Source organism: Verrucomicrobiia bacterium (genome assembly GCA_035577545.1).
Taxonomy (GTDB): domain Bacteria; phylum Verrucomicrobiota; class Verrucomicrobiia; order Palsa-1439; family Palsa-1439; genus Palsa-1439.
The window spans coordinates 1-13,972 of the sequence record DATLVI010000031.1 but is presented as its reverse complement, the minus strand read 5'-3'; the positions used below and the strand labels follow the sequence as shown (position 1 = coordinate 13,972).

The following is a 13,972-nucleotide window of genomic DNA, read 5'->3' as shown; positions in this document are numbered from 1 at the left end:
TGCGACGACATTTCACGTCTTTCACGGGAATGGGGATGCGCAGGAAACCGGCGGATTTTGGAACTGGAGATGGCAAACACAACGAAAAAGCGGTCCTGGAAATGGGTGGTCTTCATTGCAGGCGTTATCGTGTTGGCGGCGCTGGGCCTTTGGTACATGAAAGTCCGCCGCGACAGCGCACCGCAGTACCAGACAACTCCGGTCGTACGCGGTGATCTGACACAACTTGTCACCGCGACGGGCCAGCTCAATCCGGTGACCAATGTCCAGGTCGGCTGCCAGATTTCTGGAACAATCGCCAAGCTCTACGCGGATTGGAATTCGCCAGTGACAAACGGCCAGTTGGTCGCGCAGATCGACCCGTCGACGTACCAGGCCAACCTGCATCAAGCCGAGGGCGACCTCGCCAACTCACAGGCGGCCCTGGAACTCACGAAGGTCAACGCGGTGCGCGCACAGGAATTGTTTGAAAGCAAACTCATCCCGCATTCCGACTACGATCAGGCGATAGCCAACCTGCATCAGGCCGAGGCGACCATCCAGATCAAGCAGGCCGCCCTTGAGAAGGCCCGGGTGGATTTGCAGTACTGCACGATTTATTCTCCCGTGGACGGCATGGTCATTTCGCGCAACGTGGACGTGGGGCAGACAGTCGCGGCAAGCTTCAACGCGCCCGTGCTCTTCGTTATCGCCAACGATCTCACCAAGATGCAGATCGACGCCAACGTGGCCGAAGCGGACGTCGGTGGTGTCGAGGACCACCAGAACGTGGATTTTTCGGTTGACGCGTTTCCGAATCGCACCTTCCATGGCGAAGTCGTCCAGGTGCGCAACTCGCCGATCACCGTCCAGAATGTCGTCACCTACGACACGGTCATCGCGGTGAACAATCCGGATTTGAAACTCAAGCCGGGCATGACCGCCAATGTCTCAATCATTATCGCCGAGCGCGACGCCGTCTTGCGAGTCCCCAATTCGGCTCTGCGCTTCCATCCCCCGGAGTCGGGACCCAGTACCAATGCGGCACCACGAACAGGTGGAGGTGGTCAGCGTCCTGGTGGCGCCTCCGCCCAGCGCCCCAAGGGAGAGCGCCGACCGACACGCACCGTGTATGTTCTCAAAGACGACAAGCTGCAACCAGCCCAGGTCAAGCTGGGTATCACGGACGGGATCTACACCGAGGTGACGGAAGGCTTGAGCGAGAACGACAAGGTTGTCACCGCCGCCATCTACAAGCAGGGAAGTGGTCCCGGGCCGGCAGCCAGCCCGTTCGGCGGGATGCGGCGTTTTTAAGGAGGCGACGCGTACGTGACGGAGGTCATCAAGCTCGAAGAAGTCCACAAAGTCTACCACACCGGCGAGGTGGACGTACATGCGGTGAGCGGCGTTTCACTGGACATCATGCCGGGTGAGTTTGTGGCCATTATGGGCGCCAGCGGCTCGGGTAAATCCACGATGATGAACGTTATTGGTTGTCTCGACCGTCCCACCAAAGGGCGGTATTTTCTCGACGGTGTCGATGTTTCCCACCTGGACCGCGACGAACTGGCGGCCATTCGTAACAAGAAACTCGGATTTGTATTCCAAGGCTTCAACTTGTTGTCACGCACGTCCGCGCTGGAGAACGTCGAACTGCCGATGCTCTACACACACGACCACATTACCTCCATTCAACAGCGCGACCTCGCTTTGCATGCACTGGAAATCGTTGGTCTTTCGGATCGCGCCGATCATTATCCGAATCAACTCTCCGGTGGCCAACAGCAACGGGTCGCCATTGCCCGCGCGCTCGTCAATAATCCCGCGGTCCTACTGGCGGACGAGCCGACCGGCAATCTCGATACCCGCACCAGCGTGGAAGTGATGGGCGTGTTCCAGAAACTCAACAGCGAAGGTATTACCATCGTCATGGTCACGCACGAACTGGACATCGCCTCGTACACGAAGCGCAATGTCATCATGCGCGACGGCGTGGTGGTCAACGATGTGCCGGTCAAAAACCGGTTGCTGGCCGAGGCGGAACTTCGCAACCTGCAGCAGGCGCATCAGGCCGTCAAACTTTCGTCATGAGAATCGCCGCCACACTACGTTTGGCGCTGCGTGCCTTGCGGCGCAACAAACTGCGCTCGACGCTGACCGCGCTGGGCATCATCATCGGCGTTAGCGCGGTCATCGCCATGGTGGGGATCGGCACCGGCGCGAAGTCGCAGGTCGAGGCCCAGATTGCCAGCCTCGGGCAAAACGTCATTCTCGTTTTCTCCGGCAACTTTTCCAGCAGTGGCGCGCGGAGCGGTTGGGGTGGCGCCGGCACGATGACTGTCGATGATGCCGACGCCATTGCCCGCGAGGTGCCGGGGGTGATCGGCGTCAGCCCCGAGGTTCGCGACCGCCAACAGGTCCTTGCGAATGGGCTGAATTGGAACACCCAAATCCTCGGGGAAGGCCCGGAGTATTTGGACATCCGTGACTGGCCACTCGACGACGGCGCGATGTTTACGGAGCAGGATGTGCGCAGCACGGCCAAGGTGTGCATCATTGGTAAAACCATTGTCACCCAGCTCTTTCCCAACGAGGATCCGGTCGGCAAAATCCTGCGCATCCGCAATATTCCCTTCAAGATCCTTGGCGTGTTGACCCCCAAGGGACTTTCGGTCATGAATACCGACCAGGACGATGTCGTTATCGTTCCCTACACCAGCGAAATGAAGCGAGTTTCCAAGCGCACCAATCTAAGCATGATAACGATCCAGGCTGCCTCGCCGGATGTCTCCGATAGCCTTCAACGCAGCGTTTCCGATCTGCTCCGCCAGCGCCATCGGCTCGGACCGGGACGGGATGATGATTTCACCATACGCGGCCAGCAGGAGATTGCTGACGCCGCGACTGCCACCACCCGAGTCATGACCATGTTGTTGGCGAGCATCGCCTGCGTGTCCCTGGTCGTCGGCGGGATCGGCATCATGAATATCATGCTGGTCAGTGTCACCGAGCGCACACGCGAGATCGGCATTCGCATGGCGGTTGGCGCCCACGGTCGGGATATTCTGCTGCAGTTTCTCATTGAAGCCATCACGCTCAGTTCGTTGGGGGGTATTATCGGCATTTTGCTGGGCGTGGGGGCGGCCAAACTCTTGTCCGCGGTGGCTGGGTGGCCCACCCTGATATCGATCAGCTCGATCACCGTGGCGTTCCTGTTCAGCGCGGCGGTCGGGGTGTTTTTCGGCTTTTACCCGGCGCGCAAGGCTTCTAATCTCGATCCGATCGATGCATTACGCTATGAATAAATCCATCCGTTTTCTGTTTGTTGCACCGTTGGCTCTATTGACTGCGGCGACTGCTGCCCGCGCCGGTAGCGATGTTACCAACCAGACCAAATCGCTGACATTGCGCGAGTGCATCGAACGCGCGTTGGAGAATAATCTCGAAATCAAGTCCGAGCGCATTAATCCCAGTATTAGCTCTTGGGGTGTGATCAATGCCCAGGGCGTGTACGATCCGGCGCTCTCCGGCGGAATCAATTACCAGGACGCCAACACGCCACTGGATCCCAACCAGACAAAGTCGCTCGGGCTTTCCTCGCTCAAGCAGCAGCAATTAAATTCCAGCGTCGGCCTCGCGGGGAAACTGCCCACAGGAGCGACTTATGATCTGTCCGGGAACAGCACGCGCACCTCTGGTGATTTGACCAGCAACTTCGTGTACACCGGCTCGGCGGGAGTCAGCTTGACGCAACCGATCTTGAAAAACTTCGGCCTGGGGATCAATGCAGCGACCATCCGCATCGCGCGCGAAAGCCAGTCGATTGCCCTCCAAACTTTTGTCCAGTTGGTGATGAACAAGATCAACGAAGTGAGTACCGCGTACTATGAGTTGATCTTTGCCATCGAGAACCACAAGTCCGCCCTCGAATCCCGCGCGCTCGCCCAGCAATTGCTCGACGAGAACCGCAAGCGGGAGCAGGTCGGGACGATGTCGCCGCTGGATGTGATCCAGGCCGAATCCGGCGTCGCCAACAGTGAACAGAGTGTCATCACTACGGCGCGTGCAATCAAGGACAACGAGAACACGCTGAAGCGCCTGATTTGTCAGCGGGTCACGGAATTACGGGGAGTCTCATTGGTGCCGGTGGATTATCCGTTGGTGCAAATGGTCGCGATGGACGTGGATCTCAGCCTGGTGACGGCGCTGGAGAAACGGGCCGACTACCTTGGCCTGAAACATGCCCTGGAAAAACAAAACATCTCCGTGCAATTCAACCGCAACCAGCTCTGGCCGGAGATCGACCTGCAGGGTAGTTATGCGGCCAACGGGCGTGGTGGTAGCTTTGAGACATTTGCCGAGAGAACGGCTGGCGGCAACACGCCAACCTGGGCCATCGGCGTCCTGCTCACGGTGCCCCTGGGGAATCGGCAGGCACGCGCCAATTATCATATCGCGCGCCTGGATGCGGACCAGGCATTGCTTAGCCTCAAGTCGCTTGAACAGGACATCGTCGTGGGGGTAGACAACGCGGTCGGGCACGTGCAAACGAACTTGAAAAGCGTCGAAGCCGCGCGCGCTGCGACACGGCTGGCGCAGGAGTCGCTTGACGCTGAAAAGAAGAAACTACTAGCGGGCACCTCGACAACTTTTCTGGTCTTGCAGGCGCAATCACAGCTGGCTACTGCACGCTCCGGTGAAATCCGGACAGAGGCTGATTACAACGAATCGATTGTCGCATTGGATCTGGCGGAAGGCACGATCCTTGAGAAGAACAGCATCGTGCTCGATGAGAAGTACTAGGAAGAGCCTGTGCATCCCATCTTCATTCGTTTTGGCCCGCTCGACATCCATACCTACGGTGTGCTCGTGGCCATCGGGTTCATCGTGGGGCTGGCGGTGGCGGGCCGGCGGGCGCGCAGTGAGGGAATCAGTGCCGATCAGATCAGCGATCTGGGCGTATGGTTGATTGTTGCGGGAATGCTGGGCGGGAAGCTGTTTCACATCATTTTCTTCTGGGACGATTTCATTGCCGGCTGGCACGCGGACGGGGTGCGGTCGCTGCGAGAGGGGTTTGTGTTTTACGGTGGATTCATTCTCGCGACCGTCACGGCGGTGGTGTACGCGCGGCTCAAGCGGCTGCCGCTTCCGAAATTGTTGGATGTTTTTGCGCCGTCGATCGCGCTCGGCCACGCCTTCGGTCGCATGGGCTGCTTCTTCAACGGTTGCTGTTATGGGAAAGTGTGTTCCGATGGGTTTCCGTTAGGCGTTCGGTTTCCCGCAATCTTTGATGCAACCGGCAGACCGATCGGGAGCGCGCCGTTCCTGGACCATCTGCAACATAAGTTGGTGAAGATTTCAGCGAGTGCATCCTTGCCGGTGCATCCGACGGAAATCTATGAAGCGCTCGGCAACCTGGCCATCTTCGGCGGACTGAGCCTGTTCTACCGCCACAAACGCTTCGACGGCCAGGTGTGGTGGTTGTACGTGCTCAGCTACGGCGCGCTTCGCTTGGGCGTGGAATTCTTCCGGGGCGATTACTACACCTTCTATTTTGGCGTGTTGACGATTGGCCAGATCGTGGCGATCACGATGATCGCAGTGGCTTCGCTGGCGCTGTGGCTGTCGCCCAAAACCGTGAAACTTCGTACGGCCTGAGACGATGATTGGGAACGATGTCGGCACACGTAGTTGTTAAAGATACGGTGGGGCAACGCCTCGACCAATACCTGCGCGGGGAACTCGCCGAGCATTCCCGCGCCTTTCTGCAGAAGTTGATCGAGCAAGGTCATGTCCTTGTCAATGGTGGGGCGGTCAAAGCCAGTTACAAGGTGCGCGCCGGCGACAAGGTCCGTGTCGAAATCCCGCCGCCGCGTCCGCTCGCAACACAGCCGGAAGAAATCGCGCTGGATGTTCTCTTCGAAGACGACGACCTGATCGTCGTGAATAAACCCGCCGGCCTGGTGGTGCATCCCGCAGCGGGGAACTACGAACACACGCTCGTCAACGCGCTCCTGCATCATTGTCGCGGCGAGCTGGCGGGGATCGGCGGCGTGGAACGTCCCGGCATCGTGCACCGGCTGGACAAGGGCACAAGCGGCTGCATTGTAGTCGCAAAAACGGACTTCGCCCACAGGGCGCTGGTGGCGCAATTCAAATCCCGCGAAGTGAAGAAAATCTACCGAACGGTCTGCTGGGGAAAATTCGTCCGGCCAAGCGGACGAATCGAAACAGTCATTGGCCGCAGTGAACGCGACCGCAAGAAGATGTCCGCGCGCGCTTCGCGGGGACGGCCCGCGGTGACGGACTACCGCGTGCTAAAGCAATTCGCCGACTTTGCGCTCGTGGAGGCGCATATTCACACCGGCCGCACGCACCAGATCCGCGTCCACATGGCGCACATCGGTCATCCCGTTATGGGTGACGCGACGTATGGGCGCGCGCGTCCGACAAACATTTCGGTTGCCCGGCCGTTGCTGCACGCCTATAAACTCGGCTTCACGCACCCGCGTTCGCAGGAATTCGTGGAGTTCACCACGCCGGTGCCGGACGACATGGTGAAAATGTGCGAGAGCTGAACGAAATCATCGACGGAACCATCAAGGTGCTGGAAGATATGAAGCGCTCCGGCGTGACCCATGTCGAAGTGTCGAACAGGACGATGGAGGAGCTGGGCAAGCCTCCTGTAGCGATGGGCACGAGTTCGCCGCTGGGGACAGCGGCGACTACACCTGCCGACCACACCACCGAACTCGCGGCGGTCGAGGCGCGGGCGAAAGTATGCGTGAAATGCGGCGAGTTGTCACGTTGCCGCCATAGCGTCGTTTTCGGTGTGGGCAGTACGCGCGCGGAAATCATGTTTGTCGGTGAAGCCCCGGGACATGACGAAGACATGCAAGGTATCCCGTTCGTGGGACGCGCCGGCGATTTGCTCACAAAGATCATCGCGGCGATGGGCTGCAAACGCGAAGAAGTTTATATCGCCAACGTGCTGAAGTGTCGTCCACCACAAAACCGCACACCATTGCCCGACGAAGTGGCGAACTGTCTGCCGTACCTGTTGTCACAAATCGAACTCATCCAACCGAAGGTGATTGTAGCGCTCGGTGCCACTGCTGTCCGCGCCTTGCTGGACGTGCAACTGGGGATCACCAAAATGCGCGGTCATTGGTATACCTTCCGAAGCATCCCGATCATGCCGACCTTTCACCCCGCCTACCTACTGAGGAACCCACCCGCGAAGAAAGAAGTGTGGGAGGATATGAAGGCAGTGCTGGAAAAGCTCGGACGCGAAATTCCAAAAGGCCGCTAATTGAATCAGGGGTAACTCTGTTCTCCTTAGGTTTCTGTGGATTTTTCATGCGGGAGTAGTTACTTTAAGACATCGTGCAGCGTGTGCTAATCACTGGCGGGGCTGGTTTTATTGGATCGCACCTGGCGGAGTCTTTGGTGACGGAGGGCAAGGAGGTCTTTGTCATCGACGACCTGAGCACGGGTTCGCTCGCGAACATTGCCCATCTGCGGGATAATCCAAATTTCCATTTCACGAAAGGCTCCATTCTCAATAGTGCCGATCTTGCGCCGCTGGTTGACCAGGTGGATTTCATCTATCACTTTGCGGCGGCGGTGGGAGTCGAACTTGTTGTGCGCAGCCCGGTATTCACGATCGAGAACAATATCCGCGGCACGGAGAATGTCCTGGCAGCCGCCGCAAAACACAAAACTGGGTTGCTACTGACTTCCACATCAGAGGTTTACGGAAAGAGCGAGCGAGATAATTTCCGGGAGGATGACGACCTTTTGATCGGACCCCCAACATTCGGCCGGTGGAGTTACGCATGCTCGAAACTGCTGGATGAATTCCTGGCGCTCGCGTATTGGCATGAGAAGAAGATGCCGGTGTTTGTAGTGAGGCTTTTCAATACTGTCGGGCAACGCCAGACGGGGCGCTACGGCATGGTCGTGCCGCGATTTGTGCAGGCTGCGCTGCGGGATGAGCCGATCGCGATTCATGGCGATGGGAAGCAAACACGCTGTTTTTGCCATGTAACCGACGTGGTGCGGGCGTTGGCGGCACTGCCGAACCAGCCGCGGGCTGTGGGCCAGGTCTACAACATTGGTAGTACGGAAGAGGTTTCGATCATCGAATTAGCCCGGCGGGTCAAGGAATTGACCGAAAGCCGATCCGAGTTGCGGTTGGTCCCTTACGACCAGGCGTATGCCAAAGGCTTTGAGGACATGCGGCGGCGGGTGCCGAGCATCGACAAGATTTACCAGCTGATGGGCTGGCGTCCAACGAAGTCCCTCGACGAAATCCTGCGGTTGACGATCGAATTTCAGCGCGCGGAAGACGTCCAAGCCGATCGCCGCGGGCGTAACTGAATCGTTGCATTTCAGTCGGTCGTATGTTATAAACCGGCCCCAAGTGAGTGGTATAAGGGATGCTTCCCGATGATGATCAGGCCAGAGCGTTATGCCGTGAGTGACAGGCCCGAAATGAACGGCGATTCGAAAGATATGGTGATGAACTCGGCGCTGTACCGGGAGTTTTTGGCCGAGCGCGAAGAGATCCTTCGTCATAAGTGGATCGAAAGCGAAAAGGTGGGGTACGACATCGGTTTTGAACGGGCCCTACTCGACTGGATCGTAAAACATCGGTCGAACTGGCGCAGGTCGCGAAAGCAGTCGAGCTCGTAGGCAAGCAGAGTTTTCCAGAGCACCTTTAAGTTGGTCCGAGAGGCCGACAAGGAGCGATGATAAAAGACACAGATATTTTAATGAGGCCGTTTGCCCAACTGGGGCGAGCGGTTTTTTTTATGCCATGAACGCGACGGTACTCATGGACGGCGCGGCACTGGAGCGGGCGCTGACTCGCATGGCGCACGAGGTTGTCGAGCATAACCCCGAGGCCGATGCGCTGGTGTTCATTGGTATCCATACCCATGGCGCGCCGCTGGCGCGACGGCTGGCCGCGAAGGTCGGGGCGATTCTCAAACGCGAGTTTCCCGTCGGCGAGCTGGACATCTCCATGCACCGTGATGACCTCGCGTTGCGCGATGCGCCGCCGAAAGTGGGACCATCCAATGTTACGTTCGATGTCGCCAACCGGGCGGTCGTGCTGGTGGACGACGTGCTATTCACCGGGCGGACGATTCGCGCGGCGCTGGACGAGATCAGCGATTTCGGCAGGCCGCGGCGGATTCAATTGGCCACCCTGATCGATCGTGGTCACCGCGAGCTGCCGATTCGGCCCGATTACGTGGGCAAGAATGTGCCGACATCGACTGGCGAACGCGTCCGGGTGCGGCTGACGGAGATCGACGGTAAAGATGAGGTGGTGATCGAGCGATGACAACCACCCCGTGGAATCACAAAGATCTGCTTGGCATCCAGGATCTGACGGTGGATGAAATTAATTGCGTGCTCGACACAGCGGCGGCATTCAAGCAGGTCGGCGAACGTACGGTGAAGAAGGTGCCCTCATTGCGCGGCAAGACGATGGTGAATTTGTTTATCGAGCCGTCGACACGCACGCGCACAAGTTTTGAGCTGGCGGCGAAACGACTCTCCGCCGACGTGATTAACATTACGACGTCCGCCTCGAGCATCGTCAAGGGCGAGACGCTGAAGGATACCGCGCTGAATCTGCAGGCGTTGAACACCGACATCATCGTCATCCGTCACTCGGCGGCGGGTGCGCCGCATTTTTTATCGCGGCTCTTGAAGGCGAGCGTGATCAACGCCGGCGACGGCGCCCATGAGCACCCGACGCAGGCGTTGCTGGATGCGTTCACGATTCGCGAGAAGAAGGGACGCATCGCGGGGCTCAACGTGACCATCCTCGGCGACATCTTGTACTCGCGCGTCGCGCGCTCAAATATCTGGCTGCTGACCAAACTCGGCGCGCGCGTCACGCTGGCGGGACCGTCGACACTCGTGCCACGCGTGTTTGAGGAATTCGGCTGCCGCGTGACCCACGACATCGACGAGGCGATTCGCGACGCAGACGTGATTAATCTGTTGCGCATTCAACATGAGCGCCAGCGCATGACGATGTTCCCGGGCATCGGCGAATACGCGGCGATGTTTGGCCTGAACAAGGAGCGCTTCGCGCGGACCAAGCCCGACGCCATGATCATGCACCCCGGACCGATCAATCGCGGTGTTGAAATTGACAGCGAGATTGCGGATTGCGTGCGCTCGGTGATTTTGGAGCAGGTCACGAACGGACTCGCCGTGCGCATGGCCGTACTGTTTCTCTGCGCGGGTGGGAAACATTCCACGGAGGGCGCGGAATGAGTTCGCTGGTCATCAAGGGCGGTCGCGTGATCGACCCCGCGAACAACGTGGACGAAGTCCGCGACGTGTTCGTGGTGGACGGCAAGATTACTGCCGCCGCAGCAAAGGACGCGGAAGTGATCGAGGCTGCTGGCAAGATTGTCACGCCCGGGTTGATCGATATGCACGTGCATTTGCGCGAGCCGGGACGAAGTGACAAGGAAACGTTTGCGACGGGAACGCTTTGCGCCGCGCGCGGTGGGTTCACTTCGGTGGTCTGCATGCCCAACACAACACCGCCAGCGGACAATGCGGGCACGATCGCCTTCATGAAACAACGCGCTGCGGAAGCCGCGTGCGTGAATGTGTTTCCGACAGGCGCGATCACGAGGGAGTTGAAGGGTGAAGAGTTGGCGCCAATTGGATCGTTGAAGAAAGCCGGCGTGGTGGCCATCACCGACGATGGCCATTGTGTGCAGAATAATGAGTTGATGCGCCGAGCCGTCGAGTACGCGAAGATGTTTGACCTTCCCGTGCTCGATCATTGCCAGGATTATAATTTGGTCGCGGACGGCATGATGAACGAAGGTCATTGGAGCGCGGCGCTCGGCCTGCGCGGCTGGCCGTCGATAGGTGAAGACGTGATCGTGGCGCGGAATATTTTGATTGCCGAGCAGGTGGACTGGCACATCCATTGCCTGCACATTTCCTCGGCGCGTTCGGTGGAACTCATCCGTCAGGCAAAAAAGCGCGGGATTAAAATTACCGGCGAGGCGTGCCCGCATCACTTCACGTTGACGGAAGAATCTGTGAAGACCTACGACACGAATTATAAAATGAATCCACCATTGCGTACGGAACGCGACCGCGAAGCACTGTGGGCGGGACTTGCAGACGGCACGCTGGAGATTATCGGCAGCGATCACGCGCCGCATTGCACGTACGAGAAGGAAGTGGAATTCGATGTCGCGCCGTTCGGGATTATCGGCCTGGAAACAGAGCTGGCGCTTTCACTCGAACTCGTGCGAAAGAAAGTTCTCAGCCTGCGAACTCTCGTCGAAACATTCACGGTGAACCCGGCGCGATTACTGCGCTTGAAGGAAGGCACGCTTTCGATCGGTGCGGACGCGAACATCACGGTCATTGACCCGGAACGCGAGTGGACTTACGATGTCACGCAGTCGGCGAGCAAGTCACGCAACTCACCGTTCCACGGATGGAAATTTCGTGGGCAGGCACTGGCGACGATCGTGAAAGGCAATGTCGTCTGGCACGAGTTCAAGAAACAATCGAAATGACAACGGAACTGGACGGAATTTTCGCGCTCGAAGATGGGACGATTTATCGCGGCACTGGCTTCGGAGCGAAAGCCACTGCGTGCGGTGAAGCGGTCTTCAATACTTCGATGACGGGTTATCAGGAGATTCTGACCGATCCGTCGTATAAAGGCCAGATCGTCGCGATGACCTACCCGCAGATTGGGAACTACGGAGTAAACCCGGCGGACGTAGAGAGCTGGCGGCCGCACGTTTCTGGGTTCGTCATACGGGAGCTTTCGGGAATCGCCTCCAATTGGCGTGCGCAAAATACTCTGCCCAAGTATCTTGAGAAGTATAAGATTGCCGGAGTTCAAGGAATAGACACTCGTTCCTTGACAAAAATATTACGCATTAAAGGCGCCATGAAATCTTGTATATCGACTGAAGGTCTAAGTGATAAGGAGGCGGTAGTGCGCGCGCGGGAATGGAAGGGCATCGTTGGTGTTGACTACGTGAAGGAAGTCACGCATCCGCAGGCGTTTGTATGGGACCCACAGGACGACCTGAGCCATGGGTGGAAGGTTGATCATCGGGCGGATGGGCGGATGGAGTATTCAAGCGCCTTGCCTCAAGCCGACATTCCGATCGTGGCATTTGATTTTGGCATTAAATACAACATCCTTCGAAAGCTACGCCAGCGCGGATTCCGTGTTCAAGTCGTTCCGGCCACGGCGACAGCTGAAGAAGTGATGAAGTACAAACCGCAAGGCGTGTTTTTATCCAACGGCCCTGGGGATCCGGAGGCTTTGGATTACGCGCACGCCTCGGTGCGTGAGCTCATGGGTGAGGTCCCGATCTTCGGAATTTGCTTGGGGCATCAAATACTGGGATTCGCTTTCGGGGGAAGGACCTTCAAGCTGAAATTCGGCCATCGTGGGGCCAATCAACCTGTAAAGGACGTTCTAAGTGGCCGTGTATCAATTACTTCTCAGAATCATGGATTTGCGGTGGATCCTCAGAGTCTCGGGCAGGACGCAGTGCAGATTTCGCAGATAAACCTGAATGATCAAACAGTGGAAGGAATGCGGCATAAAAAACTGCCGATCTTCAGCGTTCAGTACCATCCCGAAGCTTCGCCTGGACCTCACGATGCAGATCGGCTGTTTGAAGAATTCCGGCAGATGATTCTCGATTGGCGGAAGACGGATTAGGTAGCTGCGTTTGCTGCCCGCTTGATCCAAACGAGAAGGATTGCGATGTCTGCAGGCGTGACGCCCGGAATTCGAGACGCCTGGCCAATCGAGTCTGGTCGAAAGCGCGTCAACTTCTGGCGGGATTCGAAGCGGAGCGCGGCTATTTTATCGTAATCCAACCAGCCTGGGAGGCTTTTATCTTCTAGCTTGCGGAACCGTTCGATTTGTTCAAGATCGCGAGCGATATAGCCTTCGTATTTCAGTTGAATCTCAACTTCTTGAGTTACATCAGCTGGAAGAGTCGCGTCGGCGATCGAAAGCGAATTGTACGTGATCTCCGGGCGACGAAGGATTTCGGCATACGTGAAGGATCCATCGCGCAATTTGCGTAGGCGATCGATCTCGCAGTCGATGCCACGGCGCTTTTGGTCGAAGAGAGCCCAATGCTCATCCGAGACGGAGCCAACGTTTCGGCCGAGAGGTGTGAGGCGGAGATCGGCGTTGTCCTGACGAAGAAGAAGTCGATATTCAGCGCGAGAGGTGAACATACGGTAGGGTTCATCCGTGCTTTTTGTGATTAGGTCGTCTATCAAAACACCTATGTAACTATTTGCACGAGTGAGGATTAACGGTTTGGTTTTCTTTGTTTTGAGTGCGGCGTTGATACCGGCAACCAAGCCTTGGGCACCCGCTTCTTCGTAACCAGACGTCCCGTTGATTTGTCCTGCGAAGTAGAGATTTTCGATGAGTTTCGTCTCCATCGTCGGGTGAAGTTGATGCGGGAGGCTATAATCATACTCCACCGCGTAGGCCGGGCGCATGATCTGCGCGTTCTCAAGACCTACGATAGTCTGAATCATCTGCATTTGCACGTCTTCCGGCAGGCTTGTAGAAGCCCCATTTACATAGAATTCGTCAGTGGTACGACCTTCTGGTTCCAGAAAGATCTGATGGCGCTCTTTTTCGGCGAATTTCACGAATTTGTCTTCAATAGATGGGCAATAGCGAGGACCGACGCCTTGGATTTGTCCTGAGTACATTGGTGATCGGTGCAGATTGGCTTGGATGACTTCCCGGGTCTTCTCGGTCGTGTAGGTCAGATAACAGGGCAATTGTTCCACGTGGAACGTTGGCGGAGTGCGGTAGGAGAAGAATGGGATGGGATCATCTCCTGGCTGGACGTCCATCTTGGAAAAATCAATGGAGCGGCGGTTGAGGCGAGGCGGAGTACCTGTCTTCAAACGTCCGAGCTCAAATCCGAGA

At 57.4% G+C, this 13,972-nt stretch carries 14 protein-coding genes; 13 read left to right on the top strand and 1 reads right to left on the bottom strand.

The annotated features are described in order from the left end of the window. Positions 1-69 precede the first annotated feature (69 nt). The 13 genes from VNL17_10475 to carA all read left to right on the top strand — a co-directional run bounded on the left by VNL17_10475 (position 70) and on the right by carA (position 12,727). Positions 70-1,293 (top strand): efflux RND transporter periplasmic adaptor subunit, encoded by a 1,224-nt coding sequence (locus VNL17_10475; GenBank protein ID HXI84500.1) that lies wholly within the window; start codon positions 70-72, stop codon positions 1,291-1,293. Between the two features lie 15 nt (positions 1,294-1,308). Then, the gene (locus VNL17_10470; protein HXI84499.1) at positions 1,309-2,070 is read left to right on the top strand and encodes an ABC transporter ATP-binding protein; all 762 of its coding nucleotides are present in this window, start codon (positions 1,309-1,311) and stop codon (positions 2,068-2,070) included. After that, a complete protein-coding gene (locus tag VNL17_10465) occupies positions 2,067-3,284 on the top strand; it encodes an ABC transporter permease (GenBank protein HXI84498.1) in 1,218 nt (405 codons plus the stop codon). Before VNL17_10470 ends, VNL17_10465 begins: the two co-directional genes overlap by 4 nt. After that, positions 3,277-4,782, top strand: coding sequence for a TolC family protein (locus VNL17_10460; GenBank protein ID HXI84497.1), 1,506 nt, complete (start codon positions 3,277-3,279; stop codon positions 4,780-4,782). Before VNL17_10465 ends, VNL17_10460 begins: the two co-directional genes overlap by 8 nt. 9 nt (positions 4,783-4,791) lie before the next feature. After that, the gene (gene lgt, locus VNL17_10455; protein ID HXI84496.1) at positions 4,792-5,637 is read left to right on the top strand and encodes a prolipoprotein diacylglyceryl transferase; all 846 of its coding nucleotides are present in this window, start codon (positions 4,792-4,794) and stop codon (positions 5,635-5,637) included. A gap of 17 nt (positions 5,638-5,654) precedes the next feature. Next, the gene (locus VNL17_10450) at positions 5,655-6,557 is read left to right on the top strand and encodes an RluA family pseudouridine synthase (GenBank protein ID HXI84495.1); all 903 of its coding nucleotides are present in this window, start codon (positions 5,655-5,657) and stop codon (positions 6,555-6,557) included. Further along, positions 6,545-7,291: a uracil-DNA glycosylase gene (locus VNL17_10445; GenBank protein HXI84494.1), complete on the top strand. Its 747-nt coding sequence runs from the start codon at positions 6,545-6,547 to the stop codon at positions 7,289-7,291. Before VNL17_10450 ends, VNL17_10445 begins: the two co-directional genes overlap by 13 nt. A gap of 71 nt (positions 7,292-7,362) precedes the next feature. Next, entirely contained in the window at positions 7,363-8,361 is a 999-nt protein-coding gene (locus VNL17_10440; protein ID HXI84493.1) for a GDP-mannose 4,6-dehydratase, read from the top strand. Positions 8,362-8,475: 114 nt separating this feature from the next. Next, positions 8,476-8,676, top strand: coding sequence for a hypothetical protein (locus VNL17_10435; protein ID HXI84492.1), 201 nt, complete (start codon positions 8,476-8,478; stop codon positions 8,674-8,676). A gap of 124 nt (positions 8,677-8,800) precedes the next feature. Further along, positions 8,801-9,331, top strand: a complete 531-nt coding sequence (pyrR, locus tag VNL17_10430; protein ID HXI84491.1) for a bifunctional pyr operon transcriptional regulator/uracil phosphoribosyltransferase PyrR — start codon at positions 8,801-8,803, stop codon at positions 9,329-9,331. Continuing rightward, the gene (locus VNL17_10425) at positions 9,328-10,278 is read left to right on the top strand and encodes an aspartate carbamoyltransferase catalytic subunit (GenBank protein HXI84490.1); all 951 of its coding nucleotides are present in this window, start codon (positions 9,328-9,330) and stop codon (positions 10,276-10,278) included. The genes pyrR and VNL17_10425 overlap by 4 nt, the downstream gene beginning before the upstream one ends. Further along, positions 10,275-11,555 (top strand): dihydroorotase, encoded by a 1,281-nt coding sequence (locus tag VNL17_10420; GenBank protein ID HXI84489.1) that lies wholly within the window; start codon positions 10,275-10,277, stop codon positions 11,553-11,555. The genes VNL17_10425 and VNL17_10420 overlap by 4 nt, the downstream gene beginning before the upstream one ends. Continuing rightward, positions 11,552-12,727 (top strand): glutamine-hydrolyzing carbamoyl-phosphate synthase small subunit, encoded by a 1,176-nt coding sequence (carA, locus tag VNL17_10415; GenBank protein ID HXI84488.1) that lies wholly within the window; start codon positions 11,552-11,554, stop codon positions 12,725-12,727. The genes VNL17_10420 and carA overlap by 4 nt, the downstream gene beginning before the upstream one ends. Here carA and mnmG read toward each other — a convergent pair. Next, positions 12,724-13,972: tRNA uridine-5-carboxymethylaminomethyl(34) synthesis enzyme MnmG (mnmG, locus tag VNL17_10410; GenBank protein ID HXI84487.1), on the bottom strand; the 1,249-nt coding region annotated here is incomplete at its 5' end. The genes carA and mnmG overlap by 4 nt on opposite strands.